Source organism: Micromonospora noduli, from assembly GCF_003264365.1.
GTDB lineage: Bacteria > Actinomycetota > Actinomycetes > Mycobacteriales > Micromonosporaceae > Micromonospora > Micromonospora noduli.
The window spans coordinates 11,596-32,678 of the sequence record NZ_PYAK01000010.1 but is presented as its reverse complement, the minus strand read 5'-3'; the positions used below and the strand labels follow the sequence as shown (position 1 = coordinate 32,678).

The following is a 21,083-nucleotide window of genomic DNA, read 5'->3' as shown; positions in this document are numbered from 1 at the left end:
GCGGCTTCAGGCGGCGGTCAGCAGGTGATCAGGGCAACCAGTCCGGTCGCAGCGGGTAGCCGCTCACGCCGTTCGGGCCGTTGTGGGTGGCCAACACCTGGTGCAGCTGGATGCCGTTGCGTTCGAACGCCATCCGCGACCCGGCCATGTAGAGCCCCCACACCCGGGCCGTGCCCGCGCCCACCTCCGAGACGCAGAAGTCCCAGTGGTCGACGAGGTTGCGACACCAGGCCGCCAACGTCAGCGCGTAGTGCTGGCGCAGGTTCTCCTCGTGGTGCACCTCGAACCCGGCATCGTGCACCTCACTGATCAACCGGCCCGGACCGGCCAGCTCACCGTCCGGGAAGACGTACCGGTCGATGAACGCGCCCGAGCGGTGCGGCGCCCGGTTGTCCGCGCGGGTGATGCAGTGGTTGAGCAGTCGCCCGCCCTGCCGCAGCCGACTGCGCAGCGACCCGAAGTAGGCCGGGTAGTTGCGCACCCCGATGTGCTCGGTCAACCCGATCGAGGAGATGGCGTCGAACTGCTCGGCCGGCGCGTCCCGGTAGTCGAGGTACCGCACCTCCGCCAGCTCGGTCAACCCCTCCCGCTCGATCGCGGCCTGCGCCCACTGCGCCTGCGCCTTCGACAGGGTCACCCCGAGCGCCTTGACGCCGTACTCGCGGGCGGCGTGGCGCACCATGCCACCCCAGCCGCACCCGACATCCAGCAGTCGCATCCCCTTCTTCAGCGCCAGCTTGCCGGCAACCAGGTCGTACTTCGCAGCCTGGGCCTGTTCCAGCGTGTCGTCGGGAGACCGGAAAACCGCGCACGTGTACGTCATCGACGGGCCGAGCACCTTCTCGTAGAAGGCGTTCGAGACGTCGTAGTGGTGCGAGATGGCAGTGCTGTCACGCACCCGCGAGTGCCGCAGCCCGTTCATCACCCGCTTCCAGCGGGGATGCGCCTCCTGCGGCGGTGCCGGTGGCGGCATCAGCCGCTCCCAGCCCAGCCCACGGACCAGCGCCAGCCCCTCGGCCAGCGACGGTGGGCGTAACCGCAGCTCGTCCTTGAGCACCCGCAACGCCTCGTACGGGTCACCCGGGTGCACGCCCTGCAACGCCAGGTCACCACTGACGTACGCCCGGGCCATGCCCAGGTCGCCGGGTGCGGTGAGCAGGTACGACAGCCCACGCTCGGAATGGATCGCCAGGGTGATGCCGGCGTCGGACGGGCCGACGGCGCTGCCGTCGTACCCGGTGATCCGCACCGGCAACGGCCCAGTGGTGACCGCGCGGATGACATCCGCGACGGTCGGACCCGTGTGCCGGCCCCCCGCCGGCGGGGTGGCGGGGACGCTCGCCGCCCCCTGATCTCTGTCGGTCAGGCTCATGCTCGTGCTACCGCCTTTTCGTACAGTCCCGTCAGCCGGTGGTCCGGGTCGTAGCGGTCTTTCACCGCGCGCCACGTGTCGCCGCCGTAGAGGCGATCGAAGGCGTCCCGGTCGTAGTACGCGTCGGAGTAGAGCGACTTGTGCCCGCCCGACTCCGACACCCTGCGTTCGATCGTGCGGTTGACGTCGCCGTCGGCGGCGCCCGGCGCGATCGGCACGCTCCCCCAGAACCCGATGTTGACGTAGTCCTGCCCGGGCCGCAGCGGATACAGCGGCCAGGACCGCGCCGAACCGGGCCCCGCCGGTTCACGCAGTCGCAACGGACACAGCCACACCGGGTTCATTCCCACCGCGCCGGCGAACCAGCGCAGGAAGTCGGCCGTACGGTCCAGCGGGATCTCCACGTCCTGCACGACCCGCTCCCGGGCCGGTTGCCCGCGCAGCCGGTCGATCCGGGACGCCACCTGGTGGCGGTGCTCCAGCCGGACCAGTCGGTGGTAGAAGTCGCTGCGCCGGTAACGCGCCGGCCAGAGCCTGCGCACGACCGGGTGCTGCGCACCGAACGCCGATGAGCACCAGAACCAGTCGGTGTCCCAGCGCCACAGATAGTCGTACGCGGTGAGCACGTCGCGGGTGCGCTGGCGCAGCGACCGGTAGTAGATCGCCTGGCCGGTGTAGTCGCTGGGCGGGCCGGCCGCGTCGGTGAACGTGGCGAAGACCAGGTACGCCTCGCCGGGGCTGAACATCACCCCGTCCATCGCGTCCACCGGCTCGCCGGCCCAGGACCGGGTGGCGGTCACCTCCGCGATCGCGTCGGTCAGCGCCTCCAGTTGGGTGAACCGGACGTTGCGCAACGACACGTACCGGCCGACCGGTTGCAGCTCGATGCGCAGCCGGGTGGCGTACCCGAGGCTGCCCAGCGAGTTGGGGAACGCGGTGAACAGGTCGGCGTGCTCGCCGTCGGGTCGGGCGGTGATGATCTCGCCGGAGCCGGTGAGCACGTCCAACTCCTGGACGGACTCGTGCGGCAGACCGTTGCGGAACGAGGTCGACTCGATCCCGAGGCCGGTAACCGCGCCGCCCAGCGTGATGGTGCGCAACTGCGGCACCACAAGCGGCATCAGGCCGTGCGGCAGCGTCGCGTCGACCAGGTTCTCGTAGGTGCACATGCCCTGCACGTCGGCGGTACGGCCGGCCGGGTCGACCGACAGCACACCGTTCAGGCCACTCACGTCGAGCCCCGGAGTCCGGGGAGCGGACCGGGGACGGAACAGGTTGGAGGTTCGTTTGGCCAGCCGGACAGGCTCGCCCGTGGGCACCGCGGCGTACGACCGCCGCAGCGTGTCCACCGCTTGATCATGGTCAATCGGTTGATCCACACGCTCAGCGCGCATGTGATCACCTTACGCTCGCCGTTTGAAAACCGTGGGATGTCGGCCGTGGCAGTTTCCCGTCCGGTGGCAGGCCCGACGGCTACCGTGGCGGGCATGCCATCGCCAGCGATCACCGCCCTGGACGCCGCCCAACTGCCGTATCGGCTGGTCAGCCACGGTGCGGTCGGCAGTCTCGCGGAGGCCGCCGCGGTCCGCGGTGTGGCCGTTCCCGACGTGGTCAAGACGATCGTGGTTCGCCGTGGTGAAGACGATCACCTGTTCGTGCTCACCCCCGGCGACCGGGTCATCTCCTGGCCCAAGCTGCGTGCCCTGCTCGGGGTGCACCGGCTCTCCATGCCGGACGCGGCGGGCGCCCTGGCCGCCACCGGTTACGAACGCGGCACCATCACCCCGTTCGGCGCGAGCACGGCCTGGCCGGTGGTCGCCGACGAGCGACTGCGCGGCCGGGAGATCACCCTGGGCGCCGGCGAGCGCGGTCTCGCCATCGCGATCGACGCCGACGCCGCGATCGCCGCTCTCGACGCCACAGTGGCCGACGTCACCGACCCGCAGCCCACCCGCTGAGCCTCGCCGACCCCCGCACCGCCGGGCTGGCTCCGGCGCGACGTCGTGGGCGAGGATGGCGCGTATGTCAGCGCCCGAGGAACGTCCCGACCCCGCCGGCACCGTCTACGGCGGTCACCGGGCACCGCGCTCCGGCCCGCTGGCTGATCCGTTGCTGCGGGTCGCGGTGGCGGTCGGGGCCGTCGGCGTACTCCTGGGGGTCGTCTTCGCCACCGGGCTGCTCGACGGTGACGACGAGCCGTCGGTGCCGGCGTCGGTCGGTACGCCGTCCAGCGCGGCGCAACCCAGCGAACCGGCCGGCGAGCCGAGCCCTACCGCACCGGCCGAGTCGTCACCTACCCCGTCGGCCAGCACGCCGGCCGCCCCGCCCACCGGGCCCCGGGTGCTGCGCGCCGCCTCGGGCCTGTGCCTGGGGCTCGACGGTGACGGTAAGGAGGCGGAGGCCGAGTTGGCCGTGTGCACCGGCGCCCCGGAGCAGCAGTGGGTGGTCAGCCCGGCCGGCACGGGCGTGCTGACGTTGACCAACGCCGCGTACGGGCAGTGCCTCGACGTCGAGGGTGGCAGTCGGGACGACGGCGCGCGGTTGCTCCAGTTCCCCTGCCACGGTGGGGCCAACCAGCAGTGGCGGTTCGGCGGGACCGGCACCAGCGCGGTGCTGCTCATCGCCGCGCACAGCAACAAGTGCGCCCAGGCAGACGACGACGCCGTCGAGGCCGGCGATGACATCCGGCAGCGTTCCTGCGACGGCCGGCCGGCCCAGCAGTGGACAGTGAGCTGACCGGCCGACGCATCGCTGTTCAGCCGCGGAAGCTCCACGCCCTGGGGGCGGTCGCGGCGACCAGCACGGCCTCCGGCACGCCTCGGCCCGGTCGGCGGCGCAGCAGCAACGACAGTCCGGCCGCGCCGATCGACAGCGCGCCCGCCACGTACCAGGCCATCGCGTAGTCGCCCAGCCGGTCCCGGACCAGCCCCGCGCCGGTTGCGGCGACCGCCGCGCCGAGCTGGTGCGCGGCGAACACCCAGCCGAACACCACCGCTCCGGCGCCACCGAAGTACTCCCGGCACAGAGCCACCGTCGGCGGCACTGTGGCCACCCAGTCCAGGCCGTAGAAGACGATGAACACCAGCATGCTCGGCTCGGCGGTGCCGGAGAAGAGGCTCGGCAGCACCAGCAGGGACAACCCGCGCAGCGCGTAGTACATGCCGAGCAGCAACCGGCTGTCCACCCGGTCGGTGAGCCAGCCGGAGGCGATCGTGCCGACGATGTCGAAGAGCCCCACCAGGGCGAGCAACCCGGCCGCTGTGGTCTGGGCCATGCCGTGGTCGTGCGCGGCCGGCACGAAGTGCGTACCGACCAGGCCGTTGGTGGTCGCCCCGCAGATCGCGAAACCTCCGGCCAGCAGCCAGAACGGTCGGGTCCGGGCCGCGGTGGCCAGCGCGCCGAGCGCCCGGGTCGCCGCGCCGCCGGTCGCCGGCGGCGCCGCGACGACCTCGGTCGCCCCATAGGCGGGCAGGCCGAGATCCGCCGGGTGCTCGCGTAGCAGCCACACCACCAGGGGTACGACGGCCAGCGCCGCCACGGCCACCACGAGTGCGGCGCTACGCCAGCCGTGGTCGCGTACCAGGATGGCGACCAGTGGCAGGAAGACCAGTTGCCCGGCCGCCCCGCCGGCGGTCAGCACTCCGGTTACCAGGCCCCGTCGGTGGACGAACCAACGGCCGGTGACGGTGGCCACGAACGCCAGCGCCATCGAGCCGGTGCCCAGCCCCACCAGCACACCCCAGCAGAGCAGGAGCTGCCAGCTGGCGGTCATGAAGACCGTCAGCCCGCTGCCCGCGGCGACCAGCAGCAACGCCACCGAGACCACCCGGCGGATGCCGAACCGGTCCATCAGGGCGGCCGCGAACGGCGCGGTGAGCCCGTAGAGCAGCAGGTTGACCGAGACGGCCGCGGAGATCGTGGCCAGCGGCCAGTCGAACTCCTCGTGCAGCGGGTGCAGCAGCACCGACGGGGTGGCGCGGAAGCCGGCCGCGCCAACCAGCGCCACGAAGGCGACGGCGGCGACCAGCCAGGCGGGATGCAGACGTCGGTTCTTGGTCACGGGACCAGTCTGAGCCGGGCCACACACCTCGACGAGTGGCCGGAAAGCCATCATGCGCAATAATCGGGCCATGAGCACTGGCCCGCACCGGATCGCCGTACTCGCCCTGCACCAGGTGGTCGGCCTGGACCTGGGCACCCCGTCCCAGGTCTTCAGCACGGCCCGGGCCGCCGACGGGACACCCTTCTACGACGTCCGGGTGTGCACCCCGGGCGGGCGGCCGGTGCGCAGCACCGCCGGCTTTCAGGTGATGCCCGACCACGGTCTGGAGCTGCTCGACACAGCGGAAACCGTGATCGTCCCGGGCATCCACGACGGCACCGCGTTGACAGCGGGCACCGTCGAGCCGGAGGTGACCGAGGCGCTGCGCGCGGCGTACGAGCGGGGCGCACGGATCATGTCCATCTGCACCGGGGCGTTCGTGCTCGCCGCCGCCGGGCTCCTCGACGGACGGCGGGCGACCACCCACTGGGCGTACGCCGAGCGGTTCCGCCGCCTGCACGACCGGGTGGACCTCGATCCGGGTGTGCTCTTCATCGCCGACGACCGGGTGCTCACCTCGGCCGGAGTCGCCGCCGGCATCGACCTCTGCCTGCACGTCATCCGCCTCGACCATGGCAGCGAGGTGGCCAACCGGGCGGCCCGCCGCTGCGTGATGCCACCGTGGCGCGACGGCGGTCAGGCGCAGTACATCGAGCAGCCGGTGCCGAAGGCGACCGACACCAGCACGGCGGGAGCCCGGGAGTGGGCGCGGCAGCGGCTGCACGAACCGATCGCGCTGCGCGACCTGGCCGAGCAGGCGCGGATGAGCGTGCGTACCTTCACCCGACGCTTCCGGTCAGAGACCGGCCTGAGCCCGGCCCAGTGGCTGCTGCAACAGCGCACCGACCACGCGAGACTGCTGCTGGAGACGACCGACCTCACCGTCGACCAGATCGCCCACCGCTGTGGTTTCGGCACCACCGCCGCCCTGCGCCAGCAACTCCACCAACGCATCGGCGTGGCCCCGTCCACCTACCGCCGCACCTTCCACCCCCGCCCCGAGCTGGTCGAAAGCTGATCCGCCACCCGCCACCCGCCGCTCGCAGGGCCAGCCACTCGCAGGGCCAGCCGTCCAGGCCGGGCATTCGATGCTGCCGGCTCCCTCCCGCCGCCCACACCGGCAAGGCACTGGCACGTGACCCGATGGTCCTGCCGGAGGCATCACTGCGACGAGCGGTATACCTGTGAGTCATATTTATGACTCACAGGTATACCGCTCATCAGACCTACATGCCGGCGGCCGGCACTCTTACGAGCGGAGCAGGTGCAGTTGGGACTGGTGCTTGGGCAGGTGCACCCGGGTGTGCAGGTCCAGGGTTCGGGACCAGGGCAGTGGCTCGTCGACGATGAGGTCGAAGCCCTCGCGTAGGTGCGTCTCGACCGGGGTCTCCGCCGCCAGGCCGAGCTGGTCGACCAGCCCGCACAGCCGGTCGCTGGTGCCGTGCAGCAGCGCGGTCAGGCCACGCAGACCACCCTGTTCGGCGGCGAGCGCGTCGAGCTGCGGGCGGTGCATGTCCTCCGCCAACTCGTAGTAGGCGAACGGCGACCCGGCCAGCAACGCCTCGGTGGCCTGGATCATCAGCTCGTCGTTGGCGACCAGATGCGCGACGATCTGCTCGGCACTGAGCTGCCCCTCCGGAGCCGGACCGAACCCGCCAGCGTCGACCTCCGCGAACAGGGCACCGTAAGCCCGCCGCATTCCCCCGCTCTCCATCCCCCCAGTCAACCTGTCCCACCGGGAGTTAGCGGCGGGATTGGCGGGAGCGGAGGTAGTCGCTGACCACGTACTCGCCCAGGTCGTCGGTGTCCGGGGTGAACATGCGGCCCCGGCTGCGGCGGGCCACCGCGTCGACGAAGCGCCGCAGGCCCGGGTCGTCGCCGAGCATGAACAGGTTGAGCGTGGCACCGTAGCGGCTCAGCCGGTCCACCTCGCGGACCGTCGCCTCGATCGTCTCCGGCAGCGGCGGCCAGTGGAACAGCGCCTCCCCGTCGTTCGGGTCCAGGTGCGCGGTCGGCTCGCCGTCGGTGACCACCAGCACGATCGGCTCGGCGTCCGGGTGCCGCCGTAGGTGCCGGCCCGCCAACCGCAACGCGTGCTGGAGGTTGGTGCCCTGCTCCATGTCCGGCTCCACGGCCGCCAACTCCTGCTGGGTGAGCGTCATCGCCTCCCGGCCGAAGCCCACGATCTGCAAAGCGTCCTGAGGGAAGCGCGTCTCCATCAGGTGTGCCAGCGCCAGCGCCGTCTGCTTCATCGGCCCCCAACGACCCTGAGAGATCATCGAGTACGACAGGTCGACGCAGAGCACCACAGCGGCCGAGGCCCGCCTCTCGGTCTCCACCACCTCGAAGTCGTCCACCACGAGCTGCACCGGGACCGTCGGCCCGGCCCGACTGACCGCCCGGGTCAACGTGCGGACCACGTCCAACGGTTGCTCATCGCCGTACTGCCAGGGCCTGGACGCGCCGCTGACCTCGCCCGCCGCACCGGCCGAGCGCAGGTCGTGCTGGCCGCGTGGCCCGGCGGTCAGCTCCGCGAAGACCTGCCGCAGCGCGGTCCCGCCGAGCCGGCGCAGCGCCTTCGGGCTCAGTGTGAGCCCCTCCGCGTCCCGGCTGACCCAACCCTGGCGGCGCAGCTCCCGCTCCAGATCGCGCAGCCGGCGAACGTCGTCGGCCGCGTCCCGGCCCAGCGTGCGCGCCACCGCGTCGACGTCCACGTCGTCGAGGGTCGCCCCCGGGTGTTCCTGGTCGAGCTGGTCCAGCAGGTCGTCCAGGTCGCCGATCTCACCCAGCGCGCCGGCCGCGTCGGCGTAGTCCAGCGGCTGGTCGCCGCGGACCCGCTCACCCCGCCCCCAACGCAGATCGGGTCGCAGCGCGCGCAGGTTCGCGTCGAGCGCTGACAACTCCCCCGCGAGGCGGTCGCCGAGCGACTGCTGCATGAGGCCGGCCAGCTCGGCGCGCTGCCGCTCGGAGAGCGAGTTCATCAGCCGCTCACCGGCCGCCGCCCGGCGGGCCAGCACGTCGATCAACTCGTCGACGTTCTCCGGCCTCTCCGGGAAGAAGTCGCCATGTCGGCGCATGAACTCGGCGAACGCGTCGGTGGTGTCCTCCGCGCGACCGTGCCGGGCGAGCAGGTCGTTCAGGTCGCCCATCATCTCGGCGAGCCGCTGCTGGGCGGCCGGATCGGCGGAGGCGCGCACCGCGTCGCGCAGCCCGGCGAAGCGCTGACCGAGCACGTCGTCGCGGAGTTGATCGAGGATCTGCTGGTACGAGCGGCGGGCGTCGTCGCTGGCCCACTGGTAGCCGGACAGCTCCTCCACCGCCCGCGCCGTCGAGCGCGGCAGATTGTCCAGCACCGCCTCGGCGAACCGCGCGGCGTCGTCGTCGCGACCCCGCAGCTCGTCCCGCTCGGCGGCGAGGGCCTGGTCGAGCAGGGCCTGGGCCCGGGTCACCGCCCCGTCCAGGTCGCCCCTGCGCAGCGCCTCCCGACGCAGCCGCCGAGCCCGGGCCGCCAGGTCGTCCAGACCACCCCGTCCCTGCGGGCCACGGCGCAGCAGGTCACGCAGCGCCTCCCGCAGGCTGCCGCCGGCCAGCACCTCGGCACCGACCGCGTCCACCGCCTCACGCACGTCGTACGGGGGTGCGAGCGGATCGGGCCCGCCGTTCCACTGCCCGTAACGGAACCGGTTGCCGGCCATGGTCAGCCCCGGCCGCCGTAGACGGTGCGCCCCGAGTCGGTGACGTCCTTGCCGAGCCGGCGGGTGAGGTGCAGCCCTTCCAGCACGAACTCGATGGCGGCGGCAGCCTCCTCGGAGGTGGGCGCGTCGCCCAGGTCGAGCCGGTCCAGAACCTTCGCCAACCCGGGTACGGTGCCGACCTGGCGCAGCAGCTCGGCGGCGCTGACCAACTCGCCGGTCTCGATCGCGGCGCCGTCCTCGACCAGGGCGGTGAACCCGGACAGGTCCAGCCCGGCCAGGTGGGCCCGGAACGTCTCGGCGGTCGCGGTACGCAGCAGGTGCGCGAGGATCTCGGTCTCCCGGCCCTCCTCGCCGCTCTCGAACTCGACCTTGCCGCGCAGCGTGCTGGTCACCGACACCGCGTCACCGATGCGGGCAACGGCCGCCTCGGAACGTCCGTCCGGCGTGTCGGAGGCGGCGAGCAGACCGGCGCGGCGCAACGCGGCACCGGCCACCGTCTCGGCGGCGGCGATGGCGAATCGGGCGGAGACACCGGAGCGCGGGTCCACCGACGGCGACTCCCGGACGGCGCGGGCGAAGCGGGCCAGCACCTCCAGCACGTGCCCCGGCACCTCGGCGACCAGGTCGGCCTCCTGGCGGATCAGCGCCAGCTCCAACTCCAGGTCGACCGGGTAGTGGGTGCGGATCTCCGCGCCGAACCGGTCCTTGAGTGGGGTGATGATCCGGCCCCGGTTGGTGTAGTCCTCCGGGTTGGCGCTGGCCACCAGGAGCAGGTCCAGTGGCAGGCGCAGCTGGTAGCCGCGGACCTGGATGTCCCGCTCCTCCAGCACGTTGAGCAGCGCCACCTGGATGCGCTCGGCCAGGTCGGGCAGCTCGTTCACGGCGAAGATGCCCCGGTTGGTGCGCGGCACCAACCCGAAGTGGATGGTCTCCGGGTCACCGAGGGTACGACCCTGGGCGATCCGGATCGGGTCAACGTCACCGATCAGGTCGCCGACGCTGGTGTCCGGTGTGGCCAACTTCTCGCCGTACCGCATCGACCGGTGCAGCCAGCCGATCGGCAGCTCGTCGCCGGCCTCGGCGACCTGGGCGCGGGACGCCGGGGTGAGCGGGTGCATCGGGTGCTCGTTGAGCACCGAGCCGGGCAGCACGGGGGTCCACTCGTCGAGCAACGCGCCCAGCGAGCGGATCAGCCGGGTCTTGCCCTGGCCGCGCTCGCCGAGCAGCACCATGTCGTGCCCGGCGAGCAGGGCCCGCTCGACCTCGGGCAGCACTGTGTCGTCGTAGCCGACGATGCCGGGGAAACGGGTCTCGCCGGAGCGCATCCGGGCGAGGAGGTTGTCGCGGAGTTCCTGCTTGACGGTGCGGTACTGGTGACCGGCCGCCCGTAGCGCGCCGAGCGTGCCGGGCAGGTCGGCCGGTGGAACCGGGATTACCGGGGTAGGCGCAGTCACCCGACCCACGCTAGCTCACCTTCGCAGGGGTGCCCCGGGCATCAGGGGGCACCCCCGCTCCCGCTCAGCCCCGGTCGCACCGCTGGCAGGTGCCGCGGCGGCGCAGGTGGTACGCGTAGGTGGCCGCGCCGAGCGCCACGCCCCACACCGGCCAGAGCAGCATCGGCGCCCCGGTAATGCTGAGCCCGCCGGTGAGTTCCCAGAACTTCGGGTTGCTGAGCAGCCCCAGCGAGGCCGCGGTCACGGAGATGGCGACCAGGGTGGCCGGCACCACGGCCAGCTTCACTGGCACCCGCAGGCCGGCGAGCCCGAACATCCAGCGCGGGAACCGCTCGCCCCAGCGTTGCACCAGGCCGAGAGTGAGGATCGCGCCGACGGTGGCGAACGCGGCCAGCCCGAACCCGGCCCAGACCAGCCCGCTGTCCTGCATCTCGGTCAGGAACTCGCGGGAGATGCCCAGCGGGATGCCGGCCGCCCAGGCGAACCGGGTCAACGCGTACGTGAATGGGATGGCCGCGGCGATGCCGGCGGCCCACCGGCCCCAGCGGCTGGCGCCGGCCGGGGTGGTCCACCGCTGGCCGGTCTCGGCGCGGCCGCAGCCGACGCAGGCCCCGGCGGTACGTCGCTGCCAGGTGAGCACCGCCCCGACCAGCAGCAGCCCGCCGGCCAGCGCCGCGAACCTGCCGAACAGCGCCCAGTTGAAGACGTCGGAGTAGTCGATCGGTGGCCAGCCGAACGGCGCCCCGCCGATCAGTATCGGCAGGTAACCGAGAACGATCAGCACTCGGACATCCGGCACGACCAGGACGAGCACGAACGCGACCGCCCAGCCGTAGCCGGCGAGCAGAGCCCGCAGCGGGCCGGGTGGCCGCGCCGCCGGGCGGCTCATCGCCAGGGCGGCCACCGCGGCGGTGAGCAGCACGCCGGCGAAGAGCGGGGTGGCCACCTCCACCGGCACCAGGCGGAGCAGGCTGACGTCGCCGCCGTGGGGGTCGTTCGGGCCGAACGGGTAGCCGGCGCCGGTGAGCGTGCCGATCAGGGCGAGCACGCCCCACAGGCCGAGCCAACCGGCGGCCAGTGGGGCGAGCCGGTCCGGCCAGCGGGAGTCGGTACGGGACGGGGAGGCAGTGATCGTTGTCATGCTCTCAGCCTCGGCGGACAGCCGCCGGGTTCCCTCCCGGCCGGCGGTGAACCCGCTCCCCCGGCGGAGGGACCGATCAGCCGGACGGGGTGACGAAGCCGGACTCGTAGGCGGCGATGACCGCCTGCGTACGGTCGCGGACGCCCAGCTTGGCCAGCACGTTGCCGACGTGCGTCTTGACCGTCTCCACCCCGACCACCAGGTGCGCGGCGATCTCCGGGTTGGACCGGCCGGTGGTCATCAACCGCAGCACCTCGGCCTCGCGTTCGGTGAGCCGGGCGGCGCTCAACCGGTCGCCGCCCGTCGGCCCGTACGCGCCGACCAGTTGGCGGATCGCGGCCGGGAAGAGCAGTGACTCGCCGGCCGCGACCACCCGGACCGCCTCCACCACCTCGGCGGGCCGGGCCCGTTTGAGCAGGAACCCCGAGGCGCCGGCGCGCAGCGCCTCGTAGACGTACTCGTCGTTGGCGAAGGTGGTGACCACCAGCACCCGGGGCGGGTCGGCGGAGGTGGCCAGCAGGTGCCGGGTGGCCTGGATGCCGTCGATGCCGGGCATCCGCACGTCCATCAGCACCACGTCGGGCCGGTGCCGGGCGACCAGCGGCGGCACCTCGGCGCCGTCCGCGGCCTCGGCGAGCACGTGCAGGTCGGGTTGGGCGTCGATGATGGCCCGCAGCCCCACCCGGATCAGCTCGTCGTCGTCGACGATCAGCACCCCTGTGGTCATGTCGTCTCCTCGTACGGCAGGCGGGCCCGGATCAGCCACCGGTCGCCGTCGGGGCCCACTGTGAGCTGGCCGCCGAGCAGCAGCACCCGCTCCCGCATGCCGTCCAGGCCTCGACCGCCGCGCCCCCGCTGGCCTCGGTCGGGGTGGCGCACCGCGTTGACCAGCTCCAGCTCCAGCGCGTCGCTGTGCAGGTCCAGGCGTACCGTCACCGGCCCGTGGCCGTGCCGGGCGGCGTTGGTCAGTCCTTCCTGGACGATCCGGTAGCCCTCCCGGGAAACCACAGCGGGCACCCGGGTCGGGTCGCCGGCGCGTTGCGCGTGCACGGCCAGGCCGGCCGCGCGGGCGTCGGTGACCAACCGGTCCAGGTCGGCGAGGGTACGCTGCGGCGCCACCACGGGCCGGTCGCGTCCGTTCTCCCGGAGCAGCCCGAGCACGTGGTCGAGGTCGTCCATCGCGGTCCGCCCGACGTCCTCGATGGCGGTGAGCGCCCGCCGGACGAACTCCGGGTCGGTGTCGAGGACCTCGCGGGCGGCCCCGGCCTGGAGGGTGGCCACGGTCAGCGCGTGACCGACCGAGTCGTGCAGCTCCCGGGCCAGCCGGTTGCGTTCGGCGAGCCGGGCGGCCCGTGCTTCGAGGGCGGCGATCCGCTCCGCCTGAGCCGGGCCGAGCAGGACCGGCGCCATGGATCCGGCGAGCGCGCCGAGCCCGGCGACGGCGTAGCCGAGGCCGACCAGCAGGAGCACTCCGGTCAGTGTCAGCCAGCCGCTGTCCTGCCCGTCCAGTGGCCCGAACTGTTCCCGGCTGGTCAGCTCGGTGCCAATGCCGAACTGTTGGGCGATGAACGCCAGCGCCATCGGCAGGGCGCTGAACAGCGCGATCATCACCAGGGCGCCGACGATGAGGTGGGTGGCGATCCAGAGGGCGCTACGCAGCCGGGTCTCCCGGTCGCCGTGATGCCCGGGCGCGGGTTCGGGCAGGTCGACGCCGAGCAGCGCCCGGACGGCGGCGATCTCCAAGGCCCGGCTGCCGTCCACCAGCAACGGGACGACGGCGATCAGCACGGCGATGACCAGTAGGACGTAGACCAGTGGGCGCGGGATCGCCGAGTCGGCGAGCAGTTGGGCGAAGGTCACCACGAGCAGCCCGTACGGCAGCGCCAACACTCCGCCGAGCAGCAGGAACACGCCGCGTCGCCAGGTGGTGCCGGCGACCAGCGGGGCCAGCGCCGCTCGGAGGGTCACCTCGTCATTCTGCTGCCCGGACGGTGCCGGCAACTCCCCCGTGCCGGGGAGATCTCAGCGGTGGTCGGCGACGTACTGCTGCGGGTCCTTGTCGCGGAACGGAAGGTTGCGGCCGTTCTTGTGCTCGCCGTAGAAGGTCAGCCAGCGTTGGCCCAGCTCGGCGCGGAGTTCGGTGCTGGCGTGCCGGCGGAAGTCGGGCAGCGCCTCGTCCTCCTCTTCGGCGAGGTGTTCGCTGTTCTCCCGGCGGGCTGTGCCGACCGCCTCCCACCACTGATCCGAGCCGACCGGGTGCAGTTTCGCCTCGGCGATGGCGTCGCGGATCTTGTTGTGGTCGCCGATCGCGTCGGCGGTCTCGTCCTCGCCGTCGTCGCCGTGCTTGACCAGGTGCGGGTAGAGGATCGCCTCTTCCGCCTCGGCGTGGATGTCCAGGTGCAGGGCGAGGGCGTCCCAGACGGCGAGCATCTCCTGCTCGTCGCGGGCGTCGTCGAGGCGGGCGAAGCCACGCCGGAAGGCGGCGTGGTCGTCCAGGATCAGCGCGGTGATGTCGTCCACTGTGCTCACTTTCCGGTTGGTGTGCTGAACCGGGCACGCAGCATCGCCGGCATCGCGGCGAGTCCGGTGATCGGGCGGAAGCGTCTCGCTGCCTCGGCCAGCGCCGTGTACTCGTCGTCGGCGAGGTCGATGTCGGCGGCGGCGGCGTTGCGTTCCATCTGCTCGACCCCGGACGCCCCGGGGATGGCGAGCACGTTCGGGTGGCGCAGCAGGTAGGCCAGCGCGATCTGGCTGGGGGTGGCGTCGTGGGCGTCGGCGACCTGGCGCACTGTGTCGATCAGGGCCGCGCCGCGTTCCAGGTTCTCCGGCAGGAAGTACGGGTTGGCGCGCCGGACCGCACCGGTCGGCGGGTTCCTGGCGTCGTAGCGGCCGGAGAGGAAGCCCTGCGCCAGCGGGCTGTACGCGATGACCACCCGCCCGGCCTGCCGTGCGTACGGCAGCAGGTCCTGCTCGGGTGCGCGGTCCAGCATGCTGTAGCGGACCTGGTTGCTGAGCACCCGCCGGCCGAGCGCGGCTTCGGCGACCTGCCAGCGGCGCAGCCCGTAGTTGCTCACGCCGACCTCGCCGACGAGCCCGACGTCCTGCAGGGTCCGCATGCCGCGCATTGTGGTGTGGTCGGCGACCAGCGGGTTGGGCTGGTGCACCTGGTAGAGGTCGATGCTGGTGACGCCGAGCCGGGCCGCCGAGGCGACCGCCCGTTGCTGCACCACAGCTGCCACCGGCAGCACCGGCAGGATCTTGCTGGCGACCACGACCTTCGGCTGGTCTTCGCCGAGGGCCGCGCCGAGGATGCGTTCGCTGCGCCCGAAGCCGTAGATCTCCGCGCTGTCGAAGACCGTCACGCCCAACTCCACGGCCCGCCGGACGATCTGCGCCGCCTGCCGCTCGAAGTCCGGGCCGTACCCCCATTCCCGGGAGCCGAACTGCCACGTGCCCAAACCGATCTTGGACAACGGTTTCGGGGTGTCGAGCGCAATGAAACGCATGGCGTCGAAACTACCCCGATGTCCCGGTTTCCACGCCCGATCCGCACCACAGTGGGCCGGAGCTAGGCTCATGATCGTGACTTACCTCGCCGCGGATGACCGCTACGACACCATGACCTACCGGCGCAGCGGACGCAGTGGCCTGCGGCTGCCCGCCGTCTCGCTCGGGCTGTGGCACAACTTCGGTCCGGACCGCCCGTTCGAACGGCAGCGCGACATCGTGCGCCGCGCCTTCGACCTGGGTGTCACCCACTTCGATCTGGCCAACAACTACGGCCCACCGCCCGGTTCGGCGGAGGAGAACTTCGGCCGGATGCTCGCCACCGACCTGAAGCCGTACCGGGACGAGCTGGTCATCTCCAGCAAGGCCGGGTACCTGATGTGGCCCGGCCCGTACGGCGAGTGGGGCTCGCGCAAGAACCTGATCTCCTCGCTGGACCAGTCGCTGGGCCGGATGGGGCTGGACTACGTCGACATCTTCTACTCGCACCGGTTCGACCCGGACACCCCGCTTGAGGAAACGATGGGGGCGCTCGACGCCATCGTCCGCTCGGGCAAGGCGCTCTACGTCGGCATCTCGAACTACAACTCGGAGCAGACCACGCGGGCCGCCGCGATCCTGCGCGAGCTGGGTACGCCGCTGCTGATCAACCAGCCGTCGTACTCGATGCTCAACCGCTGGACCGAGTCCGACGGCCTGCTCGACACGCTGGAGCAGGTCGGTGCGGGCTGCATCGCGTACAGCCCATTGGCCCAGGGCCTGCTGACCGACCGTTACCTGGGCGGCATCCCGGCCGACTCGCGGGTTCGCACCAGCGTCTTCCTCAACGAGAGCGACCTCAGCGAGGAGAAGATGGCCACCATCCGTGGGCTCGGCGCGGTCGCCGAGCGGCGCGGCCAGTCCCTCGCTCAGCTCGCGTTGGCCTGGGCGCTGCGTGACCCGCGGATGACCAGCCTGATCATCGGGGCGAGCAGCGTCGAGCAGTTGGAGACGAACATCGCCGCGCTGGACAACCTTGACTTCACCGTCGACGAGTTGGCCGAGATCGAGCGCCACCTGGGCTGAACGCCGTCGGGTCCCGGGCGGGTCGGATCACCAGATCCGGCGCCGCCCGGCCCGGTGGTTGCGCACCTCGCACTGCCGGCCCACCGGTGCGGCGGCGCTGCGACGTCGCCGTCCGGCACCGATCAGCAGCAGCGCCAGGACCAGCACGGCGGCGGCACCGGCCAGCACCGGCCACCGGCCACCGAGGTTGGTCACCGACGCCACCGGCACGCCCGGGTCGGCCGCCGCCGCCACCGCCGGCTCGGTGGCGACCGGCTCACTCGCAGCGGTACCCGCCGCAGCCGGCGCGCTCTTCGTCGCGCCAGCTTTCGCCGGGGTGGCGGTGGCCGTGGCACCACGGAACACCACGTCGGAGCAGGAGTAGTAGGTGTCCGGGGTGTTGGAGTTCTGCCAGATCGTGTAGATCAGGTGTCGGCCGCTGCGGCCCGCCGGCAGCCTGCCCGCCAACTGGTACGCCCCGGCCCGCACCGGCGGGTCGGTCAGCGTCAGAAACGGGCGCGATTCCAGATCCCCCCAGGTCAGCTTCTTGCGGGGGTCGTAGTCGGGCGTGGTGACGTAGAGCCGGAAGGTGCCCCGGTGCTCGATGGTGGTCCGGTACCGGAAGGTGAACTTCGCGCCGGCGGTCAGCGTGGTGCTGGGCCAGTCGGTGCGAGGCAGGTCCAATCCCCGGTACGCGGACAGCCCGCCGCTGCACAGCTCACCGTCCGGGATCCTTTCCCGATCTCGCCCATTGATCGTGGAAACACGCACGTTGTCCCATTCGCGTACCGCCGCGCCGGCCTGGATCGCCGCCCGGCAGGCGCTGGTGGCCGCGTACCGACCCTCGGGGCCGCAGGCCGCCGCGCGACTGATCGGGTCGGTCGGGGCGCCGTGGGCGGCGGCGGGCGTGGCGCCCACGGGCACGGTCGCGGCAGCGACCAGCACCGTGGCGAGGAGCCGGCGTACGGGCATGAGGATGACCTCCAGCCACTGGTACGGCCGGGAGACGGCAAAGGTTCGACGCTGACCGGCCGGGAATCCTGCGGGTGGGTGTGGCGTTTCGATACTCGGAACCGCTTGCACCGAGGAGGCAGAGATGAAGGTACGTAGCTCGTTGCGTGCACTGAAGCAGAAGCCGGGTTCGGTGGTGGTCCGCCGTCGCGGCCGGGTGGTCGTGGTGAACCGCGCCAACCCGCAGTGGAAGAGCCGTCAGGGCTGATTTAGCCCTTACCGGACATCTAGTCGCCAACGCCCTGACCGGGTCATCCGGTCGGGGCGTTTTGCGTGCTGAGGCGGTTCGGCGGATGGATCGACTAGGGTGCTTCGAAAGGTCGACCCGATGAGGAGGAACCGGTGTTCATCTTGGAGCTGTCCTTCGGCGACGAACCCGACCGGCTCGCCGCCCGGCCGGCGCACCGGGAGCGCCTCCAGGCTCTGCACCAGGAGGGCCGGCTGGTCATGGCCGGGCCGTTCGCCGACGACTCCGGAGCACTGCTGATCTTCGACGTCCCCGACGCCGAAGCGTTCGCCACGATCGTCGCCGAGGACCCCTATTACCGAACCCCCGGGGTGACGATCGCCAGCCAGCGGGAGTGGTCACCGATCGTTCGTTAGCCAGGGCTTCGACAATGTCCTGGCTGCCACTGTCCGGGTGGCCGGCCGACTCACGACTCGTCGTCCACCGCGAGCGCAGCACGGTTGCCGACATGGCCCAGGTAGAGCAGGTAGGGCACGACCAGCACGGCGAGCACCAGGACCGCCGCGATCACCGGCGGATCACCGAAGGCGGCGCCGAGGATGACCGGCAGCGGGGACACGACCGCCAGCAGCATCCCGGTCCGGCGGAAGGGGCGCTCGACCCGGCGGTGTGCCGCGTACCAGTGCTCGGTCGATCTCATGGTCGCGGTGGTCCGCACCCCGGGGCTGCGGTACATGTCGACCGACGGCCGCACTGACGCTCTGGCGGTGAATGCGACGAGCCATCCGAGGAATGCGTAGACCACCGAGATGAACGCCCCAGCCAGCAAGGGCCACCTCCTGACGCATCAAAACGCCCTGGTCGGATTATCCCGACCAGGGCGTTTCTCAAGGGTGGAGCCGAGGGGACTCGAACCCCTGACCCCCACACTGCCAGTGTGGTGCGCTACCAGCTGCGCCACGGCCCCTTGCTGTCGTCCCGGTCGCCCGGGCACTGGGAAACTATACACAGACCGGCCCGCATGGTCATCTCGCGGGGTCCCCCGCCGGGCCGGGTCAGTTGAGCGCCACGTCCGGCGGGAAGTGCGCGACTGCGGCCATCATCCCGCCCTGCCGGCGCAGCACCATCGGCCACAGGTCGTCGGGCCGGTCGACGAAGGCATCCCCGGGCAGCCCGTCCAGCACGAACCAGGATCCGTCGGCGATCTCCTGCTCCAACTGGCCGCTGCCCCAGCCAGAGTAGCCGGCGAAGACCCGGATGCCGCCGATGCTCTCCCGCAGCCGCTCCGGGTCGACCGAGAGGTCGATCGTGCCGACCGCCCCGGAAACCTGGTGAAAGCCCTTCACCCGGCGCATCGGGTGCCGCATCCGGGCGAGGCAGATGGCCGAGTCGGGCTGCACCGGGCCACCCTCGAAGAGCACCGCCGGGTGGCGGGCCAGGTCGCTCCAGTCGCCGAGCACCTCGGCCACCGGCACCTCGGTGGCCCGGTTCAGCACCACGCCGAGCGCGCCGCCCGGCTCGTGGGCGACCAGCAGCACGACCGTACGGTCGAAGTTCGGGTCCTTGAGCGCCGGAGTCGCGACCAGCAGCCGCCCGGTCATCGACTCCATCGCTCGTCCGCCGATCGCCTGGCCCTCTCCCTGCATGCCACACACCCGTCAACCGTGAGCCCGCGCCAGGGGCCGGTCATCGACCGGATCCGCCCGCCGCATCGGGTTCAGCCGCCCTGTCAACGCCATGCCTGGCACCATAGCCTGCGTGCTGGGTGCTGGCTAAGGTCTGACCGGCGGGTGATCGGACAGTTAAGACGAAGGGCCGACGCACCCGACGGTGGACCTCCCGGTGATCGACCGATCGGGGCCACCGACGGCCGAGAAACGCCCGAAACGTCCGTCACATCCCGATAGATTCGGCTGATCGGGAGGGCGACCGCGGTTGCCCCTGCCCGCGACACGGAGGCGGGTGGCGATGGCAACTGTCCGGGACGCGACGTACGACGTGCTCCGCACCCTCGGTATGACCACTGTCTTCGGTAACCCCGGCTCCACCGAGGAGCCGTTCCTCCAGGACTTCCCGGCCGACTTCCACTACGTCCACGCGCTGCAGGAGGCGACGGCCGTCGCGATGGCCGACGGCTACGCACAGGCCAGCGGGGTGCCCGCCCACGTCAACCTGCACACCGCACCGGGCACCGGCAACGGCATGGGCAACCTGGTCACCGCCTGGCACAACAAGACCCCGCTGATCGTCACCGCCGGCCAGCAGACCCGGGAGATGCTGCTCCTGGAACCCCGGCTGGCCAGCCGCCGACCCACCGAGCTTCCGCAGCCGTACGTGAAGTGGGCCTACGAGCCGGCCCGGCCGCAGGACATCCCCGCGGCGATGCTGCGGGCGTACGCGACGGCGGTGCAGCCACCGGCCGGGCCGGTCTTCCTCTCCCTGCCGATGGACGACTGGGCCCAGCCAGCCGACCCGCCGCCCGCGCAGCGAACGGTGGCCACCCGGTTCGCGCCGGACCCCGAGCGGTTGGAGGAGTTCGTCCGGGTGCTGGCCGGCAGCCGCAACCCCGCGCTCGTGTACGGGCCGGGTGTGGACCGCTCCGGAAGCTGGTCGACCGCTGTCGCGCTGGCGGAGCGGCTCGCCGCGCCGGTCTGGTCGGCTCCCGCCCCCGAGCGGGCGGTGTTCCCCGAGGACCACCCGCACTTTCGCGGCGTGCTGCCGTACGCGATCGGTCCGCTCGCCGAGGCGCTGGGCGGGCACGACACGGTGCTGGTCGTCGGCGCCCCGGTGTTCCGCTACTACCCGTACGTGCCGGGCGGGCACCTGCCCGACGGCGCTCGACTGCTGCACATCACGGACGACCCCGACGAGGCAGCGCGAGCCCGGGTCGGTGACAGTCTGCTCAGCGACCCGGGGCTGGCCCTGGCCGCGCTGGTCGAACGGGTGCCGCCGAGCGACCGGCCCGCACCCACGCGACGGGACGCACCGCCACCGCCGGAGGTCGGCACCCCACTGAGCGCCGACGCCATGTTCGCCGCGCTGGCCGCACACTGGCCGACCGACGGCGTGCTGGTCCAGGAGTCACCATCCAACCTGTCCGCGCTGCGTCGTCAGCTGCGGATCACCCGCCCGGCGTCGTACTTCACGATGGCCAGCGGTGGCCTCGGCTACGGCCTGCCGGCGGCGATCGGCATCGCACTGGCCGAGCGGGACACCGGGCGCGGTCGCCCGGTGGTGGCGGTGATCGGCGACGGCTCCTTCCACTACTCGGTGCAGGCGCTCTGGACGGCCGCGCGCCTGGCACTACCGGTGGTGATCGTCGTCCCGGTCAACCAGCAGTACGCGATCCTCAAGGCGTTCGCCGAGCTGAAGCACACTCCCGGTGTGCCCGGCCTGGACCTGCCGGGGTTGGACGTCATCGCGATCGCGGCCGGCTACGGCTGTGCCACGCAGGTGGTGGAGGCCCCCGATCAGCTCGGCGCGGCGCTCTCCGCCGGGCTGCGCGCCGACCGGCCCACTGTGTTGCCGGTGCCGATCAGCACCGACGTGCCCAGCATCCTCTGAGCCGAG

General features: G+C 72.0%; 21 protein-coding genes and 1 tRNA gene. 7 read left to right on the top strand and 15 right to left on the bottom strand.

Annotated elements, in window-relative coordinates:
* Window positions 1-28: 28 nt before the first annotated feature.
* Both GUI43_RS10540 and GUI43_RS10535 read right to left on the bottom strand, forming a co-directional pair.
* Window positions 29-1,372: a class I SAM-dependent methyltransferase gene (locus GUI43_RS10540; protein WP_112582345.1), complete on the bottom strand. Its 1,344-nt coding sequence runs from the start codon at window positions 1,370-1,372 to the stop codon at window positions 29-31.
* The gene (locus GUI43_RS10535; protein ID WP_112582346.1) at window positions 1,369-2,766 is read right to left on the bottom strand and encodes an FAD-binding oxidoreductase; all 1,398 of its coding nucleotides are present in this window, start codon (window positions 2,764-2,766) and stop codon (window positions 1,369-1,371) included. The genes GUI43_RS10540 and GUI43_RS10535 overlap by 4 nt, the downstream gene beginning before the upstream one ends.
* A 93-nt stretch (window positions 2,767-2,859) precedes the next feature.
* On the opposite strand from GUI43_RS10535, the gene GUI43_RS10530 reads away from it, so the two are divergent.
* Window positions 2,860-3,330, top strand: a complete 471-nt coding sequence (locus tag GUI43_RS10530; RefSeq protein WP_181541348.1) for an aminoacyl-tRNA deacylase — start codon at window positions 2,860-2,862, stop codon at window positions 3,328-3,330.
* Between the two features lie 64 nt (window positions 3,331-3,394).
* Window positions 3,395-4,108: an RICIN domain-containing protein gene (locus GUI43_RS10525; RefSeq protein WP_112698689.1), complete on the top strand. Its 714-nt coding sequence runs from the start codon at window positions 3,395-3,397 to the stop codon at window positions 4,106-4,108.
* 19 nt (window positions 4,109-4,127) lie between these two features.
* Here GUI43_RS10525 and GUI43_RS10520 read toward each other — a convergent pair whose 3' ends face one another.
* Window positions 4,128-5,483, bottom strand: coding sequence for an MFS transporter (locus GUI43_RS10520; RefSeq protein WP_373861180.1), 1,356 nt, complete (start codon window positions 5,481-5,483; stop codon window positions 4,128-4,130).
* Window positions 5,484-5,502: 19 nt separating this feature from the next.
* Here GUI43_RS10520 and GUI43_RS10515 point away from each other — a divergent pair, with 19 nt between their 5' ends.
* The gene (locus tag GUI43_RS10515) at window positions 5,503-6,492 is read left to right on the top strand and encodes a GlxA family transcriptional regulator (RefSeq protein WP_428842205.1); all 990 of its coding nucleotides are present in this window, start codon (window positions 5,503-5,505) and stop codon (window positions 6,490-6,492) included.
* Between the two features lie 231 nt (window positions 6,493-6,723).
* On the opposite strand, the gene GUI43_RS10510 is transcribed toward GUI43_RS10515, so the two are convergent.
* The 8 genes from GUI43_RS10510 to GUI43_RS10475 all read right to left on the bottom strand — a co-directional run bounded on the left by GUI43_RS10510 (window position 6,724) and on the right by GUI43_RS10475 (window position 15,270).
* Window positions 6,724-7,188 (bottom strand): hypothetical protein, encoded by a 465-nt coding sequence (locus GUI43_RS10510; RefSeq protein WP_112601852.1) that lies wholly within the window; start codon window positions 7,186-7,188, stop codon window positions 6,724-6,726.
* Between the two features lie 28 nt (window positions 7,189-7,216).
* Window positions 7,217-9,169, bottom strand: coding sequence for a VWA domain-containing protein (locus tag GUI43_RS10505; RefSeq protein WP_112698686.1), 1,953 nt, complete (start codon window positions 9,167-9,169; stop codon window positions 7,217-7,219).
* A gap of 2 nt (window positions 9,170-9,171) precedes the next feature.
* Window positions 9,172-10,632: a magnesium chelatase ATPase subunit I gene (locus tag GUI43_RS10500; protein ID WP_112698685.1), complete on the bottom strand. Its 1,461-nt coding sequence runs from the start codon at window positions 10,630-10,632 to the stop codon at window positions 9,172-9,174.
* A 55-nt stretch (window positions 10,633-10,687) separates the two neighbouring features.
* Window positions 10,688-11,764 carry a hypothetical protein gene (locus GUI43_RS10495; RefSeq protein ID WP_112698684.1) on the bottom strand — a complete coding sequence of 359 codons (1,077 nt, stop codon included), beginning with the start codon at window positions 11,762-11,764 and terminating at the stop codon, window positions 10,688-10,690.
* A 76-nt stretch (window positions 11,765-11,840) separates the two neighbouring features.
* Window positions 11,841-12,491 (bottom strand): response regulator transcription factor, encoded by a 651-nt coding sequence (locus GUI43_RS10490; RefSeq protein WP_112582359.1) that lies wholly within the window; start codon window positions 12,489-12,491, stop codon window positions 11,841-11,843.
* The gene (locus GUI43_RS10485) at window positions 12,488-13,732 is read right to left on the bottom strand and encodes a sensor histidine kinase (RefSeq protein ID WP_112698752.1); all 1,245 of its coding nucleotides are present in this window, start codon (window positions 13,730-13,732) and stop codon (window positions 12,488-12,490) included. The genes GUI43_RS10490 and GUI43_RS10485 overlap by 4 nt, the downstream gene beginning before the upstream one ends.
* 54 nt (window positions 13,733-13,786) lie before the next feature.
* Window positions 13,787-14,293: a hemerythrin domain-containing protein gene (locus GUI43_RS10480; protein ID WP_112698683.1), complete on the bottom strand. Its 507-nt coding sequence runs from the start codon at window positions 14,291-14,293 to the stop codon at window positions 13,787-13,789.
* A complete protein-coding gene (locus tag GUI43_RS10475; protein ID WP_112698682.1) occupies window positions 14,290-15,270 on the bottom strand; it encodes an aldo/keto reductase in 981 nt (326 codons plus the stop codon). The genes GUI43_RS10480 and GUI43_RS10475 overlap by 4 nt, the downstream gene beginning before the upstream one ends.
* A 70-nt stretch (window positions 15,271-15,340) precedes the next feature.
* On the opposite strand from GUI43_RS10475, the gene mgrA reads away from it, so the two are divergent.
* Window positions 15,341-16,336, top strand: coding sequence for an L-glyceraldehyde 3-phosphate reductase (gene mgrA / locus GUI43_RS10470; protein WP_112698681.1), 996 nt, complete (start codon window positions 15,341-15,343; stop codon window positions 16,334-16,336).
* Window positions 16,337-16,363: 27 nt separating this feature from the next.
* Here mgrA and GUI43_RS10465 read toward each other — a convergent pair whose 3' ends face one another.
* Window positions 16,364-17,287, bottom strand: a complete 924-nt coding sequence (locus tag GUI43_RS10465) for a lytic polysaccharide monooxygenase auxiliary activity family 9 protein (protein WP_112698680.1) — start codon at window positions 17,285-17,287, stop codon at window positions 16,364-16,366.
* A gap of 124 nt (window positions 17,288-17,411) precedes the next feature.
* On the opposite strand from GUI43_RS10465, the gene GUI43_RS10460 reads away from it, so the two are divergent.
* Both GUI43_RS10460 and GUI43_RS10455 read left to right on the top strand, forming a co-directional pair.
* Complete coding sequence (locus GUI43_RS10460) at window positions 17,412-17,534, top strand: 50S ribosomal protein L36 (RefSeq protein ID WP_030490864.1); 123 nt, start codon at window positions 17,412-17,414, stop codon at window positions 17,532-17,534.
* 134 nt (window positions 17,535-17,668) lie between these two features.
* Window positions 17,669-17,929, top strand: coding sequence for a YciI family protein (locus GUI43_RS10455; RefSeq protein WP_112698679.1), 261 nt, complete (start codon window positions 17,669-17,671; stop codon window positions 17,927-17,929).
* 50 nt (window positions 17,930-17,979) lie between these two features.
* Here GUI43_RS10455 and GUI43_RS33820 read toward each other — a convergent pair whose 3' ends face one another.
* From GUI43_RS33820 to GUI43_RS10440, 3 genes are all read right to left on the bottom strand, one after another.
* A complete protein-coding gene (locus GUI43_RS33820; RefSeq protein ID WP_279636249.1) occupies window positions 17,980-18,249 on the bottom strand; it encodes an SdpI family protein in 270 nt (89 codons plus the stop codon).
* A 158-nt stretch (window positions 18,250-18,407) separates the two neighbouring features.
* Window positions 18,408-18,480 (bottom strand) — tRNA-Ala (locus GUI43_RS10445).
* Between the two features lie 88 nt (window positions 18,481-18,568).
* On the bottom strand, window positions 18,569-19,159 hold the full coding sequence (locus GUI43_RS10440) for a YqgE/AlgH family protein (protein WP_112582369.1): 591 nt from the start codon (window positions 19,157-19,159) through the stop codon (window positions 18,569-18,571).
* Window positions 19,160-19,481: 322 nt separating this feature from the next.
* Here GUI43_RS10440 and mdlC point away from each other — a divergent pair, with 322 nt between their 5' ends.
* A complete protein-coding gene (gene mdlC / locus GUI43_RS10435) occupies window positions 19,482-21,077 on the top strand; it encodes a benzoylformate decarboxylase (RefSeq protein ID WP_112698751.1) in 1,596 nt (531 codons plus the stop codon).
* The last annotated feature ends 6 nt before the right edge of the window (window positions 21,078-21,083 follow it).